Genomic DNA, 22,943 nt, shown 5'->3' with positions numbered 1-22,943 from the left:
GCTGAACCGGGATCCCACATCAAACACGTTTACTGAGGACACACAACATGGCAACGACTCTGGTTGGTCTGGTGGGCTGGCGCGGCATGGTCGGCTCGGTCCTGATGGACCGCATGCAGGCCGAAGGCGACTTCGCTCATTTCGAGCCCCTGTTCTTCTCGACGTCCAATGCCGGCGGCGCGGCCCCGGCCATGGCCAAGAACGAGACGACCCTGAAGGACGCCTTCAACATCGACGAACTCAAGCGTTGCGACATCATCGTCACGGCGCAGGGCGGCGACTACACCACCGAAGTGTTCCCCAAGCTGCGCGCCGCAGGTTGGACGGGGCACTGGATTGACGCTGCCTCGACGCTGCGCATGAAGGATGATGCCGTGATCATCCTGGACCCGGTGAACATGCCCGTCATCAAGGACTCGCTGGCCAAGGGCGGCAAGAACTGGGTGGGCGGCAACTGCACCGTGTCGTGCATGCTGATGGGCGTGGGTGCGCTGTACAAGGCGGGTTTGGTGGAGTGGATGTCCACCCAGACCTACCAGGCCGCCTCCGGTGGTGGCGCCCAGCACATGCGCGAGCTGCTGACCCAGTTCGGCACGCTCAACGCCGAGGTCAAGTCCTTGCTGGACGACCCCAAGAGCGCCATCCTGGAAATCGACCGCAAGATCATCGCCAAGCAGCGTTCGCTGACCGAGGCCGAGACCGCCAACTTCGGCGTGCCGCTGGGTGGCTCGCTGATCCCCTGGATCGACAAGGACCTGGGCAACGGGCAGTCCAAGGAAGAGTGGAAGGGCATGGCCGAAACCAACAAGATCCTGGGTCTGGGCGAAGGCTTCAGTGCCCCGGCCATTCCTGTGGACGGGTTCTGCGTGCGCATTGGCGCCATGCGTTGCCACAGCCAGGCCCTGACCTTCAAGCTGAAAAAGGATGTGCCGGTGGCCGACATCGAGGCCATGATCGCCGCCGACAACGAGTGGGTGAAGGTGGTGCCCAATACCCGCGAGGCCACCATCCGTGACCTGACGCCGGTGGCCACCACGGGCACGCTGACGATTCCGGTGGGTCGCATCCGTAAACTGGCCATGGGCCCGGAATATGTGGGCGCGTTCACCATTGGCGATCAATTGCTGTGGGGTGCAGCCGAGCCCCTGCGCCGCATGCTGCGCATCTTGCTGGCGCGCTGATTTCGGCGTTGCGCAAAACTCCAAAAGGCGTCTGATCAATATCAGCGCCTTTTGTTCTTCGAGGGTGGCGAGGGCGTAGATTTGCAACGTCTGGATACAAAATCCGTGCGGGGGTATGTTGCCGTGCCACGACAATGCTCACCCACGCATCACATCCGAGGAAATGATTTGTGGGCGGGGTGTAGATCAGTATTTGCATGAGCTTGTCACCCTATATGCTTGATGTTATTGTGAATTCTGCTGCGTACCGTCTGCAGGTGTTGTCGCGTCCACGCGTTCGCGTGGGTGTTTGGCGATGACCGGCTGCTTGTCAGCCCATGACGACTTGGGAGACGCCTTGAAAGATCATCCGTTGTCCGCAGGGTCCTTTGCCCTGCATCGTGTGGCCGTTGCGGCCGTTTTGTCGGGCGTGACCCTGTTGCCTGCTTCGGCCTGGGCCCTGGGTCTGGGTCGCCTGAACGTTCAATCTGCCCTGGGCGAAAGCCTGCGTGCCGAGATTGACGTGACCAGTCTGACCGCTGAGGAAGGCGCATCGCTTCAGGTGCGCGTGGCCACGCCGGAAACCTACCGCGCCGCCGGGGTTGATTACAACGCCGTGCTGGCGGCCACCAACATCACCTTGCAACGCCGTGCCGATGGCCGGCCCTTCCTGCGCATCGCCAGCGATCGCGCGGTGCAAGAACCCTTTGTCGATGTGATCCTCGACCTGTCGTGGTCGTCTGGCCGGCTGGTTCGCGAGTACACCCTGCTGTTTGACCCGCCGGCCACTCGGTCTGCTGCCGTCACGTCGCCCGCGATGACCGCGCCGGTGGCGCCGCCTGCACCGATGCCTGCGACGGCACCTGCGCCCGCACCCGCACCCGCACCCGCACCCGCACCCGCACCCGCACCCGCACCCGCACCCGCACCTGCACCCGCACCTGCACCTGCACCTGCACCTGCGCCGGCACCCGCCCCGACCGCGCCCGCAGCGAAGCCAAGCAGTGCTGTCCCAGCCCCTGTGGCACCCGCCAGCAAGCCGGCCCCGGCCCCGGCCCCAACTCCGGCCCCGGCACCTGCACCTGCACCTGCACCTGCACCCGTGCCTGCGCCGGTGGCTCGCGCACCCCAGGCGCAACCGGTCGAGACGCCAGAACAACAGGCGCGTGAGGTCAAGGTGCGCAGCGGTGACACCTTGTCGGGCATCGCGATGAAGGAAATGCCGGATGGCGTGTCGCTTGACCAGATGCTGGTGGGGCTGTATCGCAACAACCCTCAGGCTTTCTCTGGCAACAACATGAACCGCCTCAAGGCCGGCGTGGTGCTGAATGTGCCCAAGGCCGACGAGGTGCAGGCCGTGTCTCGCGCCGAGGCTCGGCAGATCATTCGTGCCCAGAGCGCCGACTTCAACGCCTATCGACAACGTCTGGCCGAGGCGGCTGGCGTGGGCGCCCAAGCGCAACCGGAACGCCAGGCCAGTGGCCGCGTCGAGGCGGAGGTCAAGGACCGTCAGCAGGCCACCACCCCCAGCCCTGACAAACTGACCTTGAGCAAGGGCGCCGTGACGGCACCCAAGGGTGCGGCGGCCGAAGACAAGCTGGCGCAGGCCCGTGCGCAGCAAGAAGAAGCGGCACGGGTGGCCGAGCTGAATCGCAACCTGGAAGAGTTGCGTCGCGTGCGCGAGAAGGCTGAAGCCGACAAGGCGGCTGCCGCGAAGCTGGCGGCCGAAAAGGCCGCTGCCGAGAAGGCTGCCGCTGAGAAAGCGGCGGCAGACAAGGCCGCTGCAGACAAGCTGGCGGCCGAGCAGGCTGAAGCCGAGCGCCTGGCCGCCGAAAAAGCCGAGGCCGATCGCTTGGCCGCGGAGCAGGCCGCCGCAGACAAGGAGGCCGCAGAGCGTGCGGCGCAGGCAGCCTCTGCCGCCAGCGCCGTGGTCATCGACATGGCGGCGTCCGAAGCGTCGGCCACGCAGAGCGCTGATGCCGCATCCGAGCCTCCGGCGGTCGTCGCTGAGGCGCCGTCCGTGCCTGTGCCGGTGCCAGCACCCATCACGCCGCCGGTGAGCGACGAGCCCGGCTTCCTGCAATCGCTCAACCCCATGATCCTGGCCGCGGCCGGGGCGGGTGTGGCCTTGCTGGCGGGCTTGGCCATGTTCATCCGCTCTCGTCGGCGCACGGAAACGGGCGAGACCTCGTTCCTCGAAAGCCGTCTGCAGCCCGATTCCTTCTTTGGGGCCAGCGGTGGGCAGCGTGTCGATACCCGTGACGCCACCGGTGGTCCGTCGTCGATGAGCTATTCGCTGAGCCAGCTCGATGCCATCGGTGATGTGGACCCCGTGGCCGAGGCCGATGTGTACCTGGCGTATGGGCGCGACCTTCAGGCAGAAGAAATCCTCAAGGAAGCGCTGCGCTCCAGCCCTGAACGCTTGGCCATCCGCACCAAGCTGCTGGAGGTGTACGCCAAGCGACGCGACACCAAAGGCTTTGAGGCCTTGGCGGTTCAGCTCTATCAGTTGACGGGTGGTGCAGGCGAAGACTGGGCGCGAGCCCAGGAACTGGGTGCAGGCATTGATCCGGACAACCCGCTGTACCAGCCGGGTGGGCAGCCGCCGGTGGGGGCCTTGGCCGCTGCCGAGAATGCCGCAGAGCCGCTCGGTGCCAGCACCGTGCCCCATTCGGTGATGCCAGCGCCCAGCGCCCTGGACACGTTCGCTCCAACGGACATGGAGGTGCCTGCTGCGCATGGCGAGGCCAGCGCCGCCCAGGCGCCTGCACCGTCGGTGGAGGACCTGTCCAGCATCGACCTGGACATCTCGGCGCCAGCGCCCCTGGATTCGGTCACCGACTCCGTGTCGCCTCCGATCACCGAAGCCGGTGATTTGCCAGAGCTTCGCAGTGACCTGCCCGAGTTGACGCCAGGGCCCGATACCGCACCGGTCGCGCTGGAGGAGCCCTCGGCGAGCGAATCCGCCCCCGCCGAGAGCGACGCCCTGGACTTCGACCTCAACCTGGACGATGTGCCGTCGTCGGCAGCGGCCGAGCCTGCGCCGGCACCGGCCCCATCGTTCGATTTCGAATCCATCAGCCTGGACCTGGACCAGGGGCCAGCCTCCGAGCCGGGCATGGACGCGGTGGCTGAGCCCGCTTCCCTGGAGCTGGAGCCTGACACGGCCTCTGGCGACGCTGACGAGGTGTCTGACGATCCGATGGTTCGCAAGTTCGAACTGGCAGAAGAGTTCCGTCAAATCGGTGATGTGGATGGCGCGCGTGAGCTCCTGCAGGAGGTGGTCGACAGTGCCTCTGATGCCGCCTTGAAGGCCAAGGCCCAAGCCATGCTGGACACCTTGGGCTGATGCCGCAGCAGGTCTGTGGGGTTGTGGGCGCTCCGCCTGCAGCCCCTGAAACAGGGGCGATCCAGCGGGTCGCCCTTGGCGTTTCTTACCTGGGGTCGGCGTACAAGGGCTGGCAGTCTCAGCCTGGCGGCGGGACGGTGCAGGATGCGCTGGAGCAAGCCTTGTCGAGCTTTGCCGTGCGTTCCATCAAGGTGGTGTGTGCGGGCCGCACGGATGCCGGCGTGCATGGCATCAACCAGGTTGTTCACCTGGACACCGACCTGGTGCGTGAGCCATTTTCCTGGGTTCGGGGCACGAATGCCTTTTTGCCGGCGGACATTGCCGTGCAGTGGGCTCACCCGGTGACCTCATCCTTCCATGCGCGCAACAGCGCCCGGGGGCGGCGTTACGCCTATGTGCTGCTGGAGGCGCCTGTGCGTCCCGCCATCGAGGCCGGTCGCGTGGGCTGGGTTTTTCGGCCGCTCGACGGGGATGCCATGCGCCGTGCCGCACAACACCTGGTGGGCGAGCATGATTTCTCGTCGTTTCGCTCATCCATGTGCCAGTCTCCAACGCCGGTCAAGCAGTTGCGTGACATCCGCATCGCCCGATGTCAGGCGCCAGAGGGTGGGGCCACGGCGTACTGGCGGTTCGATTTTGAAGGACAGGCCTTCCTGCATCACATGATCCGCAACATCATGGGGTGTCTGGTGGCGGTCGGCACCGGCACGCGGCCACCGGATTGGGTCGGAGAGGTGCTCCAGGCACGTGACCGCCGGGTGGCGGCCCCAACGTTCGCGGCCGATGGTCTGTACTTCCTGGGGCCGCAGTATGACGAGGTGTGGGGTCTGCCAACCGCCGTGTCCGCGATGGATTGGCTTCCTGGGTGATTTCGTGATGCGGGATATTTGGGTGGCGCTGGGCGTTTTCCCTGCTTTTTGAGACAATCGGGCATCAACACCCCGCCAGGTGCATGGCCTGGCCCCATGGATGTCATTGTCTAGCGACCACCGCACGCGGATCAAAATCTGCGGGCTGACACGGGAAGCCGATGTCGATGCCGCCGTCGAGGCGGGGGCTGACGCGATCGGTTTCGTGCTGTACGAAAAAAGCGCCCGTCATGTCGAGTCGGCCAGGGCGGCCGAACTGGCGCGTCGTTTGCCCCCGTTCGTCACGCCGGTGCTGCTGCTGGTCAATGCCTCCCCAGCCACCGTTCATCGGGCGCTGGATGCGGTGCCTGACGCCCTGCTGCAATTCCATGGCGACGAGGCGCCTTCAGACTGCCTTGAATTTGGGCGCCCTTACATACGGGCAGCGCGGATGGCGCCGGGGGTCGATTTGGTAAACTTCGCCCGTTCTTACGAGTCTGCGCGCGCCATTTTGGTCGATGCCCATGTGGAGGGCTACGGCGGCGGCGGGCAGGTGTTTGATTGGTCCCTGTTGCCCGCAGCCCTTGCTCGGCCTCTGATCCTGTCTGGTGGGTTGGGTGTTGACAACGTGGGCGAGGGCATCAGGCGTGTGCGGCCATGGGCCGTGGATGTGAGTTCGGGCGTGGAGTCGGCCAAGGGCATCAAGGATGCTGGGCTGATGCGTCGGTTCTGTCTGGCTGTGCGGGCAGCCGACCGGCAATGTGCCGGTGACGCATGACGGTGTTGACGTGCCCGACCCACGCAGGAAACTTTGCTGAATTTGAGATGCTGAACTATCAACAGCCTGATGCCCGCGGGCACTTCGGTCCGTACGGCGGTACTTTTGTTTCCGAGACGTTGATCTACGCCCTGGACGAACTCAAGAACGTCTACGAACACTATCGTCACGACGAGGCCTTCAAGGCCGAGTTCCGGCGTGAGTTGGCCCACTTTGTGGGACGCCCCAGCCCGATCTACCACGCTGCCCGCCTCAGCAGCGAGATCGGCGGCGCCCAGATCCATTTCAAGCGCGAAGACTTGAACCACACCGGCGCGCACAAGGTCAACAACACCATCGGCCAGGCCCTGCTGGCCAAGCGCATGGGCAAGCCCCGCGTGATCGCCGAAACGGGCGCAGGCCAGCATGGGGTGGCCACCGCCACCATCTGCGCGCGCTACGGCATGGAGTGCGTGGTTTACATGGGTGCTGAAGACGTCAAGCGCCAGTCGCCCAACGTCTATCGCATGCACCTGCTGGGCGCCAAGGTCGTGCCGGTCGAATCCGGCAGCAAGACCCTGAAAGACGCGCTCAACGAGGCCATGCGCGATTGGGTCACCAACGTCGAAAACACCTTCTACATCATCGGCACGGTGGCCGGGCCGCACCCCTATCCCGCCATGGTCCGTGATTTCCAGAGCGTGATCGGCGAGGAGTGCCTCAAGCAGATGCCCGAGCAGATCGGCCGCCAGCCGGATGCGGTGGTGGCCTGCGTGGGCGGTGGCTCCAACGCCATGGGCATCTTCTACCCCTACATCCCGCACGAGCAGGTGCGCCTGATCGGTGTCGAAGCGGCCGGTGAAGGCTACGACAGTGGCAAGCATTCGATGTCGCTGCAAAAGGGCGTGCCGGGCGTGCTGCACGGCAACCGCACCTACCTGCTGCAAGACGAGAACGGGCAGATCACCGAGACGCACTCGGTGTCCGCTGGCCTGGACTACCCGGGCGTGGGCCCGGAGCATGCGTACCTCAAGGACATCGGTCGTGCCGAGTACGTGGGCATCACCGACAAGGAAGCGCTCGAAGCTTTCCACCGCCTGTGCCGCACCGAGGGCATCATCCCAGCGCTCGAATCCAGCCACGCCGTGGCCCATGCCATGAAACTGGCCGCCACGATGAAGCCCGATCAGCACGTGCTGGTCAACCTCTCGGGCCGCGGCGACAAGGACATCGGCACCGTGGCCGACCTGACCGGCGCCGAGTTCTACTGCCGTCCGTCGTGCCGGGGCCAGTCGGTGAAAGGGGGCGCATGATGAGCGCTGTGAGCCACCCCATCACCCGCCTCGATCAAACCTTCGCCACGCTCAAGGAGCAGGGGCGCAAGGCGCTGATCCCCTACATCACCTGCGGCGACCCTTTTCCGGGCAAGACCGTGGACATCATGCTGGCCATGGCAGAAGCCGGCGCCGACGTGATCGAGTTGGGGGTGCCGTTTTCGGACCCGATGGCCGACGGTCCGGTGATTCAGCGTGCGGCCGAGCGTGCGCTCACGCACGGCATTTCGCTCAACCACGTGCTGGACGATGTGCGGGCCTTCCGTCAGAAGAACGCCACTACCCCCATCGTGCTGATGGGCTATGCCAACCCCATCGAGAACCACGACCTCCGTCATGGGCCGGGCAGCTTTGTGCGCGACGCCAAGGCCGCCGGTGTCGATGGCATCTTGGTGGTGGACTACCCGCCCGAAGAGTGCGAGGAATTCGCTGCGCGCTTGAAGGCGGTGGGCCTGGCCCCCATCTTCTTGCTGGCGCCGACGTCGTCCGAAGAGCGCATGGCGGTCGTGGGCCGCATCGCAGCCGGGTATGTGTATTACGTGTCGCTCAAAGGCGTGACCGGCGCCGGCCACCTTGACACCGCCGCTGTGGCGGCCATGGTGCCCCGCATCAAGGCCCATGTCAGCATCCCTGTTGGTGTCGGATTCGGCATCCGGGATGCCGAAACGGCCAAGGCGGTGGCAGCGGTGTCCGACGCCGTGGTGATTGGATCGCGCCTGGTGCAGCTGCTGGAAGCGCAGTCGCCCGAGACCGTGGTGGCAGCGGCCCGCGGCTTCATTGCCGAGATTCGCGCTGCACTTGATTCCCTGAAAGGTTGACCATGAGCTGGCTCGAGAAACTCCTTCCCCCCAAGATTCAGCCCACCGACCCCTCAGAGCGTCGCTCGGTGCCCGAGGGTTTGTGGGTGAAGTGCCCGTCGTGCGAGACCGTCTTGTACAAGAACGACCTCGAGGCCAATGTCAACGTCTGCCCCAAGTGCGGACACCACCACAGAATCGGTGCACGGGCACGCCTGGACGCCTTCCTGGACGCCGAAGGGCGCTACGAAATCGGGCAAGAGGTTTTGCCCATCGACGCCCTGAAGTTCAAGGACAACAAAAAGTACCCCGAACGACTCAAACAGGGCATGGAGGCCACTGGCGAGACCGATGCCCTGATCGTCATGGGCGGATCGGTGCACAGCATTCCGGTCGTGGCCGCCTGTTTCGAGTTCGACTTCATGGGCGGCTCGATGGGTTCGGTCGTGGGTGAGCGCTTCGTGCGCGGTGTCGAGGCCGCCGTGGCCACCAAGACGCCGTTCATCTCGTTCACCGCCACAGGGGGCGCGCGCATGCAAGAAGGCTTGCTGAGCCTGATGCAAATGGCCAAGACCAACGCGGCCTTGACGCGTCTGGCCAAGGCGCGCCTGCCTTACATCAGCGTGCTCACCGATCCCACGATGGGGGGGGTCTCGGCCTCGTTCGCATTCATGGGTGACGTGGTGATCGCCGAGCCCAAGGCCCTCATTGGCTTTGCAGGGCCCCGCGTGATCGAGAACACCGTGCGGGAAAAGCTGCCTGAGGGCTTCCAGCGTTCTGAATTCCTGGTTCAGAAGGGGGCGGTGGACATGATCATGGACCGCCGTGAGATGCGCCTGGCCGTGGCACGGCAATTGGCCATCTTGCTGCGTCAACCGGCCGACGCCGTGGCCGTTTGAGTCTCTGAGCGGGGGCTCTGCGCCCTGACCCTGATCTGGTGATGCGGGCTGCGCTGAGGCAGCCCGTCGTTTTTTGGTTTGTGCCCCCCTGTTTGTCTGTCCACCATGTCTGCCACTGCTCCTGCAACCCTTGAAGAATGGCTGGCCCACTGCGAGCGCCTGCATCCCGTCACCATCGACATGGGCCTGGACCGCGTGGGCCGTGTGTGGGCGGCGTCCGGGGTGCGACTTGGAACGCCCGTGGGCGAGCCGGCCCAGGAGGGTGCCCCCGTGGTGTTCACGGTGGCCGGCACCAATGGCAAAGGCTCGACCTGCGCCATGCTGGAAGGCATTTTGCTGGCGGCTGGGTTCAAGGTGGGGGTGTACGGTTCACCCCACCTGGTCCACTTCACTGAGCGTTGCCGATTGAACGGCGCCTTGGTGCAGCCCCATGCGCTGGTGCCTCACTTTGCCGCGATCGAGCAGGCCCGTGGCGACACCGCCTTGACCTATTTCGAATTCACCACCCTGGCCATCTTGCGTCTGCTGGCCCACAGTGGCCTGGACGCCGTGATCCTGGAGGTGGGGCTGGGCGGGCGACTGGATGCGGTCAATGTGATCGATACCGACTGCGCCATCATCACCAGCATTGACCTGGACCACATGGAATACCTGGGCCCAGATCGGGAGCGCATTGGGCACGAGAAGGCCGGGATCATGAGGGCAGGGCGACCGGCCGTTGTCTCTGACCCGCAGGTGCCGGGTTCGGTGGTCGCACACGCCGCTGGGTTGCAGGCCGATCTGTGGTGCTTCGGTCGTGATTTCAACTACGCGGGCGATCGACAGCAATGGTCGTGGGCCGGGCGCAGCAAGCGCTTCAATGGCATGGCTTACCCATCCTTGCGCGGCGCCAATCAGCTGCTCAACGCCGCCGGGGTGCTGGCTGCGCTGGAGGCGGTTCGGTCGCGTTTGCCGGTGTCCGCGCAGGCCGTGCGCACAGGCCTGGCCACCGTGGAGTTGCCTGGCCGGTTCCAGATCATTCCCGGTCAGCCCACCTTGATCCTGGACGTGGCCCACAACCCTCATGCCGCAGCCACGCTGGCGGTCAATCTGGACCAGATGGGTTTTTTCCCGCGCACCCATGCAGTGTGGGGGGCGATGTCCGACAAGGATCTGGCAGGCATGGCCGCCAAGCTGCTTCCGCTGGTGGATGCCTGGTACTGCTGTGATTTGCCCACAGCCCGGGCGGCTTCCGGGCAGGCTCTGGCGGACGTCTTGACGGTGCAGCGAGGCGCCAGCGTGTCGGCAACCCTGCCTGATGCGCCCGTGAGCGTCCATGCCGACCCGATGGCTGCCTTGCACGCGGCGCTGGCCGCGGCCGACCCGGCGGATAGAATTCTGATCTTCGGTTCTTTCTACACCGTGGGTGGGGTGCTGCACGACGGCCTGCCTCGCCTGAATGCCCCCCACATGCCTGGCGCTGGTCCGGCGTCTGGCCTTTGATTGTTGACGTTTCAGCCTCGCCCTTCCATGTCCGTGTCGGCATTTTTTCAGCGCTTCCGCCTGGGGGCGGGCGCCCGCCCCGGGGCTCGGCCAGCCGTGTCCACGCCCGCCGATGTCGAGGCGGCCCGTGTACAGGCCCGTCGTCGCTTGATCGGCATGCTGGTGCTGGTGGTGGCGGGGTTGGTGGTCTTCCCCACGTTCCTGGAAACCCGGCCGCGGCCCGTGTCGGCCGATGTCGACATGAGGGCTTCGGCCGTTGAGCCTGCCTTGGCGGTGACCGGGGCTGTGCCTCGGCGCGCAGAGCCCGTGAAGGTGTTGCCACCCGCCGTGGTGCCCACGGACGAGGCGACCGACCCGACACCTGAAGCGCAGCCGGTGCCTGCACCCGCTCCTGCCCCCGCGCCCGCGCCTGTGGCTGTGACTGAACGAGCGCCCGAGCGCCAGCCCCCTGCGCCGGCCTCACCGGCGGTCACGTCGGTGGCCAAGCGCCCTGCGGTGCCGACGACAACGCCACCGGCTGTGGCGGCCGGCAGCGAGCGGTATGTGGTGCAGTTTGGCGCGTTTGCCGACCCCAAGTCGGCGCGCGATGCCCGTTTGAAGCTTGAGCGCATGGGCATCAAAACCTACGCTCAGCAGATCGACACGCCTGCCGGCAAACGCACCCGGGTGCGCATGGGGCCGTACACCAACCGGGCCGAGGCCGACAAGGCCCTGGCAGCCTTGCGCAAGGCGGGGTTGGACGGCAAGGTGCTTACCCTCTGAAACGGCAGGCGCTGACCCCCATGGATGCAAGCACTTTACCCACTTTGTCTGTGGCCGGCTCATGGCTGGACTGGCTCATCGTGGCCGGCCTGCTCTTGTCCGTGTTCGTGGGGGCGTGGCGAGGCCTGGTCATTGAAGTGATGGCCTTGATGGGCTGGGTGGTGGCTTACGTGGCCTCCCAGACGCTGGGCGGTGAGGTCTCGCGCCAATTGCCCGTGGGTGAACCGGGCAGCCCTGTGAATGTGCTGGCCGGCATGGTGGTGGCCTTTGTGCTGGCCTGGATGGTCTGGGCCCTGCTGTCCTGGTTGGTGGGGCGTGCGGTCCGCGCGTCGGTTCTCAGCACGCCTGATCGGGTGCTGGGCGCGGGTTTTGGTTGTGTGCGTGGCCTGGTGGTGGCCATGATCCTGTGTGTGGTGGTCAGCATGACCCCGTTGGCGAAGGCTGCCGTGTGGCAAAGCTCGCAAGGGGTGCTCTGGTTGCAGGCCGGCTTGCTGGCCATCAAGCCGGTATTGCCGCCCCAGGTGCTGTCTTATCTGCCAGCCTGAAGGTCGGGCTGGCTTGCTTGTTCGAATCCGTGTTTTTGCGAGGTGAATCATGTGTGGCATCGTGGGGGTGATTTCCAAGGCGCCGGTCAACCAGCTCATCTATGACTCGCTGCTGCTCTTGCAGCACCGGGGTCAGGACGCTGCAGGCATCGTCACGGCCGGGCCGGATGCCAATGGCCGCAAGTTCTTCATGCACAAGGCACGCGGCATGGTCAAGGACGTCTTCCGCACCCGCAATATGCGCGCGCTGCCCGGCACGGTGGGCCTGGGGCAGGTGCGTTACCCCACGGCGGGCAATGCCTTCAATGAAGAAGAGGCCCAACCGTTCTACGTGAACGCCCCCTTCGGCATCGTGCTCGTGCACAACGGCAACCTGACCAACGCCCATGCGCTGAGCAAAGAGCTGTTCAACATCGACCGTCGCCACCTCAACACCGACAGCGACACCGAGGTGCTGCTCAACGTGTTCGCTCACGAGCTGGAGCTGGCCGGGCGCGAGCTGCCGTTGACGCCCGCCGCCGTGTTCAAGGCCGTGCGGGCTGTGCACAAGCGCATCAAGGGCTCGTACGCGGTCATCGCCTTGATCGCGGGTCATGGCATGGTGGCGTTCCGCGACCCGTTCGGCATCCGCCCCTTGTGTTACGGCGAGGCCGACCTGCCCGAAGGCCGCGAGGTGATGGTGGCCAGCGAGTCGGTGGCCCTGGAGGGCACCAGCCACAAGTTCATCCGCGACGTGCAGCCCGGTGAGGCCCTGTTCGTGGACCTGGACGGCGTGGTGCACGCCGAGCAGTGCGCCGAGAACACGCGCCTGAACCCCTGCATGTTCGAGTACGTGTACCTGGCCCGCCCGGATTCGGTCATCGATGGTGTGTCCGTCTACCAGGCCCGTCTGAACATGGGCGAGACCCTGGCGCAGCGCGTGATCTCGACCATGCCGCCCAGCGAGATCGACGTGGTCATTCCCATCCCCGAATCCAGCCGCCCTTCGGCCATGCAATTGGCGCAAAAGCTGGGCAAGCCCTACCGCGAAGGCTTCGTGAAGAACCGCTACGTGGGCCGCACCTTCATCATGCCGGGGCAGGGCGTGCGCAAAAAGAGCGTGCGCCAGAAGCTCAACGCCATTGGGCTGGAATTCAAGGGCCGCAACGTGTTGCTGGTGGATGACTCCATCGTGCGCGGCACCACCTCGAAAGAGATCGTGCAGATGGCGCGTGAAGCGGGCGCCAAGAAGGTGTACCTGGCTTCGGCCGCGCCGCCGGTGCGCTTCCCCAATGTGTACGGCATCGACATGCCCACCAAGAGCGAGCTGGTGGCCCATGGCCGCACCACCGAAGAGGTGCGCCAGATCATCGGTGCCGACGCCCTGATCTACCAGGACGTCGAAGCCATGAAGAAAGTGGTGGGCTTGCTCAACCCCTCCATCAAGGGCTTTGAGGCCTCGTGCTTTGATGGCGAGTACATCACCGGGGACGTGAGTGCCGAAGACTTCGCGGCCATTGAGTCGCAGCGTTTGACGCAGAAGGACGAAGAAGACGCCACCAACTCGCGCCTGGCCCTTCAAAACCGCGCTGACTGACCCCCACACGGAGTGCCCGCCCATGGCCTCACCTGACGACAAGAAACGCCTGCCGCGCAAAGACCTGCCCTGCGATGCCCGCATCGAAACCTTGGCCGTGCGCGAGGGCCTGCCTGCCACGCAATGGGGTGAGAACTCGGAAGCGCTGTTTCTGACCAGCAGCTTCAACCACCCCGACGCGGCCACGGCGGCCGCCCGTTTTGCCAACGAAGAAGAAGCCTTCGTCTACACGCGCTTCACCAACCCGACCACGATGATGTTCGAGCGCCGCCTGGCTGCGCTCGAAGGCACCGAGGCCTGCATTGCCACGGCCAGCGGCATGAGCGCCATCTTGCTGCTGGTGATGGGCCTGCTCAAGGCGGGGGATCACATCGTGTGCTCTCACAGCGTGTTTGGCTCGACCATCACGCTGTTGCAGACGCAGTTCGGCAAGTTCGGGGTGGAGACCACCTTCGTGTCGCAGACCGATGTACAGCAATGGCGCGAGGCCATGCGGCCCAACACCAAACTGTTGTTTGCCGAAACGCCCAGCAACCCGCTCACTGAGGTGTGTGACATTCGCGCGCTGGCCGACATCGCGCACGCCGCAGGCGCTCTGCTGGCGGTGGACAACTGTTTCTGCACGCCAGCGCTGCAAAAGCCGATTGACCTCGGTGCAGACCTCATCATCCATTCGGGCACCAAGTACCTGGACGGCCAGGGCAGGGTGCTGGCCGGGGCCATTTGCGGGCCCGATGCCATCATCAATGGTCCGCTGATGAGCACCCTGCGCGGTGCGGGCATGACGTTGTCGCCTTTCAATGCCTGGGTGGTGCTCAAGGGGCTGGAGACCTTGTCCATCCGCATGGCCGCGCAAAGTGCCAATGCCCTCAAGCTGGCGCAATGGCTTGAACAGCAGCCCCAGGTGGATCAGGTGTTCTACCCCGGGCTGCCCAGCCATCCTCAGCATGTGCTGGCCATGGCGCAGCAAAACGGCAGTGGCGGGGCGGTGGTGTCCTTCACCGTCAGGCCGGCTGAAGGCGAGATCACCGTGCCAGCGCCAGCCGTGCTTGGCGATGCTGCCAAACGTTTGCGCCAGGGGGCGTTCCATGTGATTGACCAGACGCGCCTGTGCTCGATCACGTCCAACCTGGGCGACACCAAGACCCTCATCACGCACCCGTCGAGCACCTCGCACGGGCGCCTCACCGAAGACCAGCGCCTGGCCGCCGGCATCACGCAGGGCATGATCCGCGTGGCCGTGGGCCTGGAGCACATCGACGACCTCACGGCCGACCTGGCCCGGGGGCTCGACACCCTGAATTGCTGATCACCATGTCCCAAGTCCGCACCCGCTTTGCCCCATCGCCCACCGGCTTCATCCACCTGGGCAACATCCGCTCGGCCCTGTACCCCTGGGCATTTGCACGCGCCAACAACGGTGTGTTCATCCTGCGCATCGAAGACACCGACGAAGAGCGGTCCTCTCAAGCGGCGGTGGATGTCATCCTGGAAGGCATGCAGTGGCTGGGCCTGAACCACGATGAGGGCCCGTTCTACCAGATGCAGCGCATGGACCGCTACAAAGAGGTGGTGCGCCAGATGCTGGACCAGGGCCTGGTCTACCCCTGCTACATGAGCAGCGCCGAGTTGGATGCCCTGCGCGAGCGCCAGATGGCGGCGAAGGAAAAGCCCCGCTACGATGGCACCTGGCGCCCTGAGCCCGGCAAGACCTTGCCGCCCGTGCCGGCCGGCGTGAAGCCCGTGCTGCGCTTCAAGAACCCCCAAGGCGGCAGCGTGGTGTGGGACGACAAGGTCAAGGGCCGCATCGAGATCAGCAACGACGAACTGGACGACCTGGTCATCGCCCGCCCGGCAGCCGCCGACAGCGACGAGATCATTGGCACGCCCACCTATAACTTCTGCGTCGTGGTCGATGACATGGACATGGGCATCACCCATGTCATCCGTGGCGATGACCACGTCAACAACACGCCCCGCCAGATCAACATCCTGCGCGCCTTGGGCCAAGAGCCGCCCATCTACGCCCACCTGCCCACGGTGCTCAATGAGCAGGGCGAGAAGATGAGCAAGCGACACGGCGCCAAGCCCGTCACGCAGTACCGCGATGAAGGCTACCTGGCCGATGCCATCGTGAACTACCTGGCCCGCCTGGGCTGGAGTCACGGTGACGACGAGATTTTCAGTCGGGCGCAGTTGATCGAGTGGTTCAACCTGGACCACCTGGGCCGCAGCGCCAGCCAATTTGACGAGGCCAAGCTGCGCTGGGTGGCCCAGCAGCACATGAAGACCGCCGCCGACGCCATGCTGGCTGGTTTGGTGCGGGGGCAGTTCGCCGCGCGCGGCGTGAGCTTGCCGGCCGCGCTGGACGATGGGCGTTTGGCCGCCATGTGTGCGTTGTTCAAAGACCGGTGTTCGACCACCGTGGAGCTGGCGGATTGGTTGGGCATGTATGTGGCCGACGTGATCCCGCCCGCACAAGAGCTGGCCGAGAAGCTGACCGATGCGGTCAAGCCCGCCGTGGCGGCTTTTGCCCGGCGCCTGGCCGATGCAGCCTGGGAAGCGCCCGCCATCAACCAGGCCTTGAAGGACACTCTGGCCGAGTTCAAGCTGAAGATGCCGCAGCTGGCCATTCCCGTGCGCTTGCTGGTGTGTGGCCGTGCACAGACGCCTTCGGTGGATGCCGTGCTGGCCCTGTTTGAACGCAGCGTGGTGTTGGCGCGACTGGCCGCATGAATGTTGTCGCCCGCAGCACACAACTTGCGCTGAGTTGAAAAAACGGGCTATACTCTCATTCTCGCTTGAACGACGCTTTGTTTGAAACAAGGCAGCCGGGCAAACCGAAGAAACGCTGCGAAAGCAGCTGTTCCGAGGGGGTATAGCTCAGCTGGGAGAGCGCTTGCATGGCATGCAAGAGGTCAGCGGTTCGATCCCGCTTACCTCCACCAGCAACCCCCGGGTTGTTCGGTGACCAGGTTGCAGTTGAACCAGGCACGGCGTCGATCAGGTTGTATGAAGGATTCAGTCCCCTTCGTCTAGAGGCCTAGGACACCACCCTTTCACGGTGACTACAGGGGTTCGAATCCCCTAGGGGACGCCAAGTTTGACGGCACTTGGCTGGCAGCGATGTCAGCAAAGTCGTTACCGACGCGGAGTGGTAGTTCAGTCGGTTAGAATACCGGCCTGTCACGCCGGGGGTCGCGGGTTCGAGTCCCGTCCACTCCGCCAAGTTTTATGGGCGTTGCTGGTGACACAGCAGCGTCGAATTGAGTCAGTCTCGGTGCCAGTGTGGCGCCCTGTTGTGATCGCACGATGGGGGTATAGCTCAGCTGGGAGAGCGCTTGCATGGCATGCAAGAGGTCAGCGGTTCGATCCCGCTTACCTCCACCATCCAACCAGGCGCCAACCGGCAGCGAGGCAGGTTCAGTTCAAGACAATTTGCAAGACGGAGTCCCCTTCGTCTAGAGGCCTAGGACACCACCCTTTCACGGTGACTACAGGGGTTCGAATCCCCTAGGGGACGCCAAGTTTTGACGGCACTTGGCTTGCGCAAGCAAGTGAAGTCGTCACCGACGCGGAGTGGTAGTTCAGTCGGTTAGAATACCGGCCTGTCACGCCGGGGGTCGCGGGTTCGAGTCCCGTCCACTCCGCCAAGTTGCAAAGCCCTGATGGTGATCCATCAGGGCTTTTTGCATGGCTACAGGGCCTCGCCGGGCGTGCGGCGACCGAACATGGCCCAGCTTTCAATGGTCATCACCACCTCGTCGCGTTGATTGATGGCCTCCCAGCGTGTTTGCACCAGGCCCACATGGGGTTTGCTTTTCATGGGGCGGCTGGCCAGCACGGTCATGCGCGCGCGCAATTCATCGCCCACCAGCACGGGCTTGAGCCAGCGCAGGCTGTCCAGGCCGGGCGACCCCAGGCTGGAAGAGTTCAGCAAGAATCCATCGCACATCAGGCGCATCACGATGCCGGCGGTGTGCCAGCCGCTGGCGGCCAGCCCGCCAAACAGAGAGGCTCGCCCGGCCTCCTCACTGAGGTGAAACGGCTGGGGGTCGAATTGCCGGGCAAAGTCAATCACCTCTTGTCGTTCGATCCGTCTGGGGCCGAAGGTCATGCTCAGGCCCTCTGTGAAGTCTTCCCAGTACCACCGGGGTGAGGGTGTGGCCGGTGTCGGGCTGTCGGATGAAGCGTGTGTCATCCGGGCATCTTAAGTGCGCGCGCCCCGCATGTGCGGGCGCGCGTCTTGCAAACCGTCATCAAGGGGTCCCTACAATCGGGACATCAAACACGAACAATTTCAGCAAAGGACCATCATGCAAGTTGCCGCATCCATCTTCAAGGCCTACGACATTCGGGGCATCGTCGGTCAGACCTTGAGCGAGGCCGTCGCCGAGCATCTGGGCAAGGCGTTCGGCACCGAGGCCCTGAAGCTGGGTGAAAAGGCCGTGGCCGTGGGCCGCGATGGCCGGCTGTCGGGGCCGTCACTGAGCGCTGCGCTGATCAAGGGCCTGCGCAGCACCGGCATCAACGTGATCGATCTGGGCGCGGTCACCACGCCCATGCTGTACTACGTGGCGGCCACCCGTGGTGATCAGGGTTGCCACAGCGGCATCCAGGTGACCGGCAGCCACAACCCCAAGGATTACAACGGTTTCAAGATGGTGCTGGCGGGGCGCGCCATTTACGGCGACGACATCCAGGGCCTGCGCCAGCGCATCGAGCGCGAAGAGTACACCTCGGGATCGGGATCGGGATCGGGGTCGCTGACAGAGCTGAACATCTTGCCCGAGTACACCCAGCGCATCGTGGGTGACTGCAAGCTGACCCGCCCCCTCAAGATCGTGGTCGATTCGGGCAATGGCATTCCGGGTGCATCGGCGCCCGGTATCCTGCGTGCGCTGGGCTGTGAGGTGACCGAGCTCTACTCCGAAGTGGATGGTGACTTCCCGAACCACCACCCCGATCCCTCCAAGCCCGAAAACCTGCAAGACCTGATCAAGGCCGTGAAGGCGCAAGGCGCCGACCTGGGCCTGGCGTTTGACGGCGATGGCGACCGGTTGGGCGTCATCACGAAAGATGGCCACAACATCTTCCCGGATCGCCAGATCATGCTGTTTGCGCGCGACATCCTGAGCCGCGTGCCGGGCGGCAAGATCATCTACGACGTCAAGTGCAGCCAGCAGCTTGCGGTGGCCGTGCGCGCCGCCGGCGGCGAGCCTGTGATGTACAAGACGGGGCACTCGCTGGTGAAGGCCAAGCTCAAGGAAACAGGCGCGCCCTTCGCCGGCGAGATGAGCGGCCACATCTTCTTTGCCGAGCGCTGGTATGGCTTTGATGACGCCACCTACACCGCCGCCCGCCTGCTTGAAATCCTGTCGCGTGAGGCCGATCCCAGTGCCGTGCTGGACGCCTTGCCCACCAGCCACAGCACGCCGGAGTTGAACGTGCCTTGCGCCGAAGGTGAGCATCACGCCGTCATTGACAAGCTGCGCGAAACCGCCAAGTTCGATGGCGCCCAGATGACCACCATCGACGGCTTGCGGGCCGACTACCCCGATGGCTTTGGTCTGGTGCGGGCGTCCAACACCACACCGGTGCTGGTGTTGCGCTTCGAGGGGCAGACGCCCGAAGCCCTGGACCGCATCCAGAAGGCCTTCATGGCCGCGATCCTGGCCGTCAAGCCCGATGCGCACGTGGGCGCATCTGCGCACTGAGCCAGCGGCGTCGTCTGCCAAGGACAGGGGCTGCGTATTCTGGTTCGCTGGCTGTACTCGCTGTTGCTGAGACTGGGCACCCCCGCTTATCTGTGGCGGGTGTGGTCGCGCGGCCGCACAGAGCCTGGCTACCGCGCCCATTGGCCTGAGCGACTGGGCTGGGGGGGGGCCATGGTGGCCCCGGGGGCGGGCCCTGTGGTGTGGGTGCACGCGGTGTCACTGGGTGAGGCCCGGGCGGCACAGCCGCTGGTGCAGGCCTTGCGTGAGGCCATCCCTGGCATGCGCCTGCTGCTGACCCACACCACCGCCACGGGGCGGGAGGCCGGGCTGGGCTTGCTGCAGCCTGGCGATGCCCAGGTGTGGCTGCCCTATGACACGCCGGGGGCCGTGCGTCGCTTTTTACGGCGACACCGGCCTGCGGTGGGGGTGCTGATGGAAACCGAGGTGTGGCCGAACGTGCAGCACGAGGCGGCGCGCCTGCGCGTGCCCATGGTGCTGGCCAACGCCCGCCTGAGCGCCAAGAGCCTTAGGCAGGGCCAACGGTTTGCAGCCCTGCTCAGGCCTGCTGCGCAGGCGCTGCGCCTCGTGCTGGCCCAAACACAGGCCGATGCCGAGCGCTTGCGTGCCATGGGGGCGCCACACGTGGCGGTGGCGGGCAATGTGAAGTTCGACATGACGCCGGCGCCAGCGCTGCTGTCCCTGGGGCAGCGCTGGGCGCAGGTGTCTGATGGGGCACCAGACGGTCGGCCATTGGTCTTGGCGGCCAGCACGCGCGAGGGCGAGGAGCAGGGCTTGTTGCAGGCCTGGCGTGCCTTGCGGACGCAACAGGCCGCCTCGTCGACACGGCCATGGCCCCGATTACTGGTGGTACCGCGCCATCCCCAGCGGTTTGACGAGGTGGCCGAGTTGATCGAGGCCCAAGGCCTGCGCTTCGCTCGGCGCAGTTCGTGGGGGGTGCAACAGCCAGGCGAGGACGCGCGCATGGCCGATGTGTGGTTGGGCGATTCGATGCGCGAAATGCCGGCCTATTACGCCAGTGCCCGCGTGGCCTTGCTCGGTGGCAGCTTCGCTGCGCTGGGCGGGCAGAACCTGATCGAGGCGGCCGCGTGCGCTTGCCCGGTGGTGATGGGCCCCTCGACCTTCAACTTCGCTGAGGCGGCCGAACTCAGTGAGGCCGCAGGCGCGGCCTTCAGGGTGGCCAATTGGGACGAAGCCGTGGTGCGGGCGGTGAACCTGATCTCGGACGCTGAAGCGCTGGCGCTGGCCAGGGCACGGTCCGAGTCGTTTGCGCAAGCCCATCGCGGGGCGGCCCAGCGCATGGCCCAGGCCATTGCGGCTTTGTTGTGAGGCGCCTCAGGCCCTGAGGTCTTGCCACTCGGGGTGGCGTCGCAGGTAGGCCTCGACGTAGCTGCACACGGGTTGCACCCGCAGTTGTTGTTCGCGCGCCCAGTGCAGTGCGGCCTGCACCAGCTGTGCGGCGATGCCGCGGCCTTCAAGCGCGGGTGGCACGATGGTGTGGGTCATGGCCATCACGCCAGGCCGAAGCTCGTAGTCGGCCCGGCACAGCAGCCCGTCGACGGTGGCTTCAAAACGCTGCTGGTCGCGGTTGTGAAGAATGGTCAGTGGCGTGGTCATGTCGGTCTGTGAAGTCGGCGAAACACCGCAGTGTAGTCGGGCGGCCCGTGCTCACACCCATCCCAGGGCACCCAGGGCGGCCCCGGCCGCCACCAGCCAGATCAGCCGCACCCGCGTTTGCCACACCAGCCATGCCACCACCCCGCACAGCAGCAAGGCCCGCCCGTGCTGCAGGGTGGGGGCGAGGTGCCATCCTGTGGCCACCAGCAGTCCCAGGGTGACCGGGGTCATGCCGCCCTGAAACGCCTGGACGCTCAACCAATGGCGCCGAGAAGCGATCCAGCGAGACACGATCAGCGTCAGGGTGGTGGAGGGCAGCATGATGCCCAGCGTGCTGATCAGCGCCCCCGACAATCCGGCGGCATACCAGCCCATCAGCGAGACAAACAGCACATTGGGCCCCGGGGCGGCCTGGGCCAGGGCAATGGCCGATGTGAAATCGGCATCGGACAGCAATTGGCCTTCGTCGACCAGGCGGCGGTGCATGTCGGGCACCAGCGTGATGGCGCCGCCGATGGACATCAGCGACAGCGCCAGGAAGTGGCCGAAGAGTTCACCCCACGTGGCCCAAGGCAGCTCCAGACCGTTGGCCATCATGAGGCAGGGCGGCGCAAGCGCCAGTAGGTGAGCACGCAGGCGGCGCCCCCCAGGCCCAGCAGCACCCACAGCAGGGGCCACTTCAAACCCACCATCATGCCGAAGGCCAGTGCGGCCAGACCGATGCTGGCAGGGGCGCCCAGCGGATGCTGGCGCAAGGGGGCCGCCAGTTTCAGCACCGTGCCGATGATCTGGCCAGCCGCCACGGCGGCGATGCCAAACAGCGCGCCTTTGACCGTGGATTGCGTGGCCGGCCACACGGTCTGGGCCTGCGCGAGGGCCCAGGCCAGCGCGAGCATCAAGGCCAGGGGGGCGGCCATCATGCCCAGCAAGGCCACCAAGGCCCCACGCCACCCAAAGAAACGGTCACCAATCATCAGCGACAGGTTGCACACGTTCGGGCCAGGCAGCACCTGGGCAGAGGCCAGCAATTCCAGAAACTCGGCCGGCGTGAGCCAGCGCCGACGTTCGCACAGCTCTCTCTGGGCCACGGCAATCACCCCACCAAAGCCCTGCAGGGCCAGCGCCGTGAAGGCCCAGAACAAGGCGCCCAGCGATGCCGGGCGCTGGGTTTCAGCCATACACCGCCACCACCTGGTATCCCAGGGCGGCCATCTGGCCACAAGGCGTCCACAGCGTGGTGGTTTCGTTCACGTAGCCTTCGCCGGTGGCGATGGCGTCTTTGTCCATGCGCCACAGGCCTTGCGCGTCGATGTCGCCCACAGGGCGCAACTCCAGCGCCCATGAGACCGAGGACGCTGGCGCGAATCCAGGCAGCATGGCCAGGGCCGGCGTGGGGCCGGCGTCTGCCAGCAGCACGCTGAGCAGCTCGGCGTCCACGCCCTCGGCCACCTTCAGCCGCGTGTAGGTGCGGCTGTAGGCATCGCGTGAACCGCTGAAAGGCACGCCGCCCTCGGCATGCCGGAACTCCAGGTGCTGCGTGAACGCCGGCATGACGTCAGGGATGTAGGGCCACACGGCCGCCTGCTCGGCCGTGCGTTGCACGGTGGGCTGTGCCGGGCGAATGAAGGGCAAGGCCGACTCGCGGCCGGTGCCGAACACCCCCAGCAGCACGCCACAGACCTGTGGCTGACCGTCTGCCTGGGATTGAAGCACCCGGGCCTGTACCTGGCGGATGTTCTTGCCCTGGCGCAGCAGGGTCACCTCGACATCAAAGTGGCCGACGGCCACCGGGCCCACAAAATTGGTTTGAAGCGCGCGCAGCGGCCAGTTGCTGCCACACACGTCGCGCATGGCCTGCACGGCCAGGGCCGACAGCAAGCCGCCGAAGGTGGTGCGCCCCTGCAGCCAGTCGGCTGGCACGCTGAAGCGAACCTGCGGGGCGGAAACGCGTTCTCTCGACGCCAGGATCTGGGGCAGGGAGGTCAAGGTGGGCTGTGCATCGCTCATGAGGCAACCTGGCGGCAGTGATGGAGACCCATTATCGAACGATCGTGCTTTTTTTGCAGGACTCAGCTTGTCTTC

At 65.4% G+C, this 22,943-nt stretch carries 20 protein-coding genes and 6 tRNA genes; 21 read left to right on the top strand and 5 right to left on the bottom strand.

Annotation, left to right across the window (positions count from 1 at the left end; all coding sequences use genetic code 11):
- Positions 1-47 precede the first annotated feature (47 nt).
- The 19 genes from asd to WNB94_RS14045 all read left to right on the top strand — a co-directional run bounded on the left by asd (position 48) and on the right by WNB94_RS14045 (position 17,162).
- Positions 48-1,181, top strand: coding sequence for an aspartate-semialdehyde dehydrogenase (gene asd, locus WNB94_RS14135; protein ID WP_341391049.1), 1,134 nt, complete (start codon positions 48-50; stop codon positions 1,179-1,181).
- 352 nt (positions 1,182-1,533) lie between these two features.
- Positions 1,534-4,509 (top strand): FimV/HubP family polar landmark protein, encoded by a 2,976-nt coding sequence (locus tag WNB94_RS14130; protein ID WP_341391048.1) that lies wholly within the window; start codon positions 1,534-1,536, stop codon positions 4,507-4,509.
- 59 nt (positions 4,510-4,568) lie between these two features.
- Entirely contained in the window at positions 4,569-5,378 is an 810-nt protein-coding gene (gene truA, locus WNB94_RS14125; protein WP_341391128.1) for a tRNA pseudouridine(38-40) synthase TruA, read from the top strand.
- 100 nt (positions 5,379-5,478) lie between these two features.
- Complete coding sequence (locus WNB94_RS14120) at positions 5,479-6,135, top strand: phosphoribosylanthranilate isomerase (RefSeq protein ID WP_341391047.1); 657 nt, start codon at positions 5,479-5,481, stop codon at positions 6,133-6,135.
- Between the two features lie 47 nt (positions 6,136-6,182).
- A complete protein-coding gene (gene trpB / locus WNB94_RS14115; RefSeq protein ID WP_341391046.1) occupies positions 6,183-7,427 on the top strand; it encodes a tryptophan synthase subunit beta in 1,245 nt (414 codons plus the stop codon).
- A 20-nt stretch (positions 7,428-7,447) separates the two neighbouring features.
- The gene (gene trpA, locus WNB94_RS14110) at positions 7,448-8,266 is read left to right on the top strand and encodes a tryptophan synthase subunit alpha (protein WP_341391127.1); all 819 of its coding nucleotides are present in this window, start codon (positions 7,448-7,450) and stop codon (positions 8,264-8,266) included.
- 2 nt (positions 8,267-8,268) lie between these two features.
- On the top strand, positions 8,269-9,144 hold the full coding sequence (gene accD / locus WNB94_RS14105; protein WP_341391045.1) for an acetyl-CoA carboxylase, carboxyltransferase subunit beta: 876 nt from the start codon (positions 8,269-8,271) through the stop codon (positions 9,142-9,144).
- A 105-nt stretch (positions 9,145-9,249) separates the two neighbouring features.
- The gene (folC, locus tag WNB94_RS14100) at positions 9,250-10,626 is read left to right on the top strand and encodes a bifunctional tetrahydrofolate synthase/dihydrofolate synthase (protein ID WP_341391044.1); all 1,377 of its coding nucleotides are present in this window, start codon (positions 9,250-9,252) and stop codon (positions 10,624-10,626) included.
- 27 nt (positions 10,627-10,653) lie between these two features.
- Positions 10,654-11,388, top strand: coding sequence for an SPOR domain-containing protein (locus WNB94_RS14095; protein WP_341391043.1), 735 nt, complete (start codon positions 10,654-10,656; stop codon positions 11,386-11,388).
- A 20-nt stretch (positions 11,389-11,408) separates the two neighbouring features.
- Positions 11,409-11,933, top strand: coding sequence for a CvpA family protein (locus WNB94_RS14090; RefSeq protein WP_341391042.1), 525 nt, complete (start codon positions 11,409-11,411; stop codon positions 11,931-11,933).
- A gap of 49 nt (positions 11,934-11,982) precedes the next feature.
- Positions 11,983-13,509: an amidophosphoribosyltransferase gene (gene purF, locus WNB94_RS14085; protein ID WP_341391041.1), complete on the top strand. Its 1,527-nt coding sequence runs from the start codon at positions 11,983-11,985 to the stop codon at positions 13,507-13,509.
- 22 nt (positions 13,510-13,531) lie between these two features.
- A complete protein-coding gene (locus tag WNB94_RS14080; protein ID WP_341391040.1) occupies positions 13,532-14,818 on the top strand; it encodes an O-succinylhomoserine sulfhydrylase in 1,287 nt (428 codons plus the stop codon).
- Between the two features lie 5 nt (positions 14,819-14,823).
- Positions 14,824-16,245, top strand: a complete 1,422-nt coding sequence (gltX, locus tag WNB94_RS14075; RefSeq protein WP_341391039.1) for a glutamate--tRNA ligase — start codon at positions 14,824-14,826, stop codon at positions 16,243-16,245.
- 136 nt (positions 16,246-16,381) lie between these two features.
- A tRNA-Ala gene (locus WNB94_RS14070) sits at positions 16,382-16,457 on the top strand.
- 76 nt (positions 16,458-16,533) lie between these two features.
- A tRNA-Glu gene (locus tag WNB94_RS14065) sits at positions 16,534-16,609 on the top strand.
- 51 nt (positions 16,610-16,660) lie between these two features.
- A tRNA-Asp gene (locus tag WNB94_RS14060) sits at positions 16,661-16,737 on the top strand.
- Positions 16,738-16,823: 86 nt separating this feature from the next.
- Positions 16,824-16,899 (top strand) — tRNA-Ala (locus WNB94_RS14055).
- 60 nt (positions 16,900-16,959) lie between these two features.
- Positions 16,960-17,035 (top strand) — tRNA-Glu (locus WNB94_RS14050).
- 50 nt (positions 17,036-17,085) lie between these two features.
- Positions 17,086-17,162, top strand: a tRNA-Asp gene (locus WNB94_RS14045).
- Positions 17,163-17,206: 44 nt separating this feature from the next.
- On the opposite strand, the gene WNB94_RS14040 is transcribed toward WNB94_RS14045, so the two are convergent.
- Positions 17,207-17,710: a MaoC family dehydratase gene (locus tag WNB94_RS14040; RefSeq protein ID WP_341391038.1), complete on the bottom strand. Its 504-nt coding sequence runs from the start codon at positions 17,708-17,710 to the stop codon at positions 17,207-17,209.
- 115 nt (positions 17,711-17,825) lie between these two features.
- Between WNB94_RS14040 and WNB94_RS14035 the strand changes: the two genes are divergently transcribed.
- Positions 17,826-19,226 carry a phosphomannomutase/phosphoglucomutase gene (locus tag WNB94_RS14035; protein ID WP_341391037.1) on the top strand — a complete coding sequence of 467 codons (1,401 nt, stop codon included), beginning with the start codon at positions 17,826-17,828 and terminating at the stop codon, positions 19,224-19,226.
- A 63-nt stretch (positions 19,227-19,289) separates the two neighbouring features.
- Positions 19,290-20,573, top strand: coding sequence for a 3-deoxy-D-manno-octulosonic acid transferase (locus WNB94_RS14030; protein WP_341391036.1), 1,284 nt, complete (start codon positions 19,290-19,292; stop codon positions 20,571-20,573).
- Between the two features lie 6 nt (positions 20,574-20,579).
- Here the strand turns inward: WNB94_RS14030 and WNB94_RS14025 are convergent, their stop codons facing one another.
- The 4 genes from WNB94_RS14025 to WNB94_RS14010 are packed head-to-tail and all read right to left on the bottom strand — an operon-like array spanning position 20,580 to position 22,868.
- Positions 20,580-20,861, bottom strand: a complete 282-nt coding sequence (locus WNB94_RS14025; protein ID WP_341391035.1) for a GNAT family N-acetyltransferase — start codon at positions 20,859-20,861, stop codon at positions 20,580-20,582.
- 51 nt (positions 20,862-20,912) lie between these two features.
- The gene (locus tag WNB94_RS14020; protein ID WP_341391034.1) at positions 20,913-21,458 is read right to left on the bottom strand and encodes a chromate transporter; all 546 of its coding nucleotides are present in this window, start codon (positions 21,456-21,458) and stop codon (positions 20,913-20,915) included.
- Positions 21,455-22,039 carry a chromate transporter gene (locus WNB94_RS14015; RefSeq protein ID WP_341391033.1) on the bottom strand — a complete coding sequence of 195 codons (585 nt, stop codon included), beginning with the start codon at positions 22,037-22,039 and terminating at the stop codon, positions 21,455-21,457. The genes WNB94_RS14020 and WNB94_RS14015 overlap by 4 nt, the downstream gene beginning before the upstream one ends.
- Positions 22,032-22,868, bottom strand: a complete 837-nt coding sequence (locus tag WNB94_RS14010; protein WP_341391032.1) for an acyl-CoA thioesterase — start codon at positions 22,866-22,868, stop codon at positions 22,032-22,034. Before WNB94_RS14010 ends, WNB94_RS14015 begins: the two co-directional genes overlap by 8 nt.
- Between the last annotated feature and the right edge of the window lie 75 nt (positions 22,869-22,943).

The sequence above is a fragment of the Aquabacterium sp. A3 genome (assembly GCF_038069945.1).
In the GTDB taxonomy this organism is placed as follows: domain Bacteria; phylum Pseudomonadota; class Gammaproteobacteria; order Burkholderiales; family Burkholderiaceae_C; genus Aquabacterium.
The sequence above is the reverse complement of the archived record's forward strand: the minus strand, read 5'-3'. Positions and strand labels throughout refer to the sequence as shown.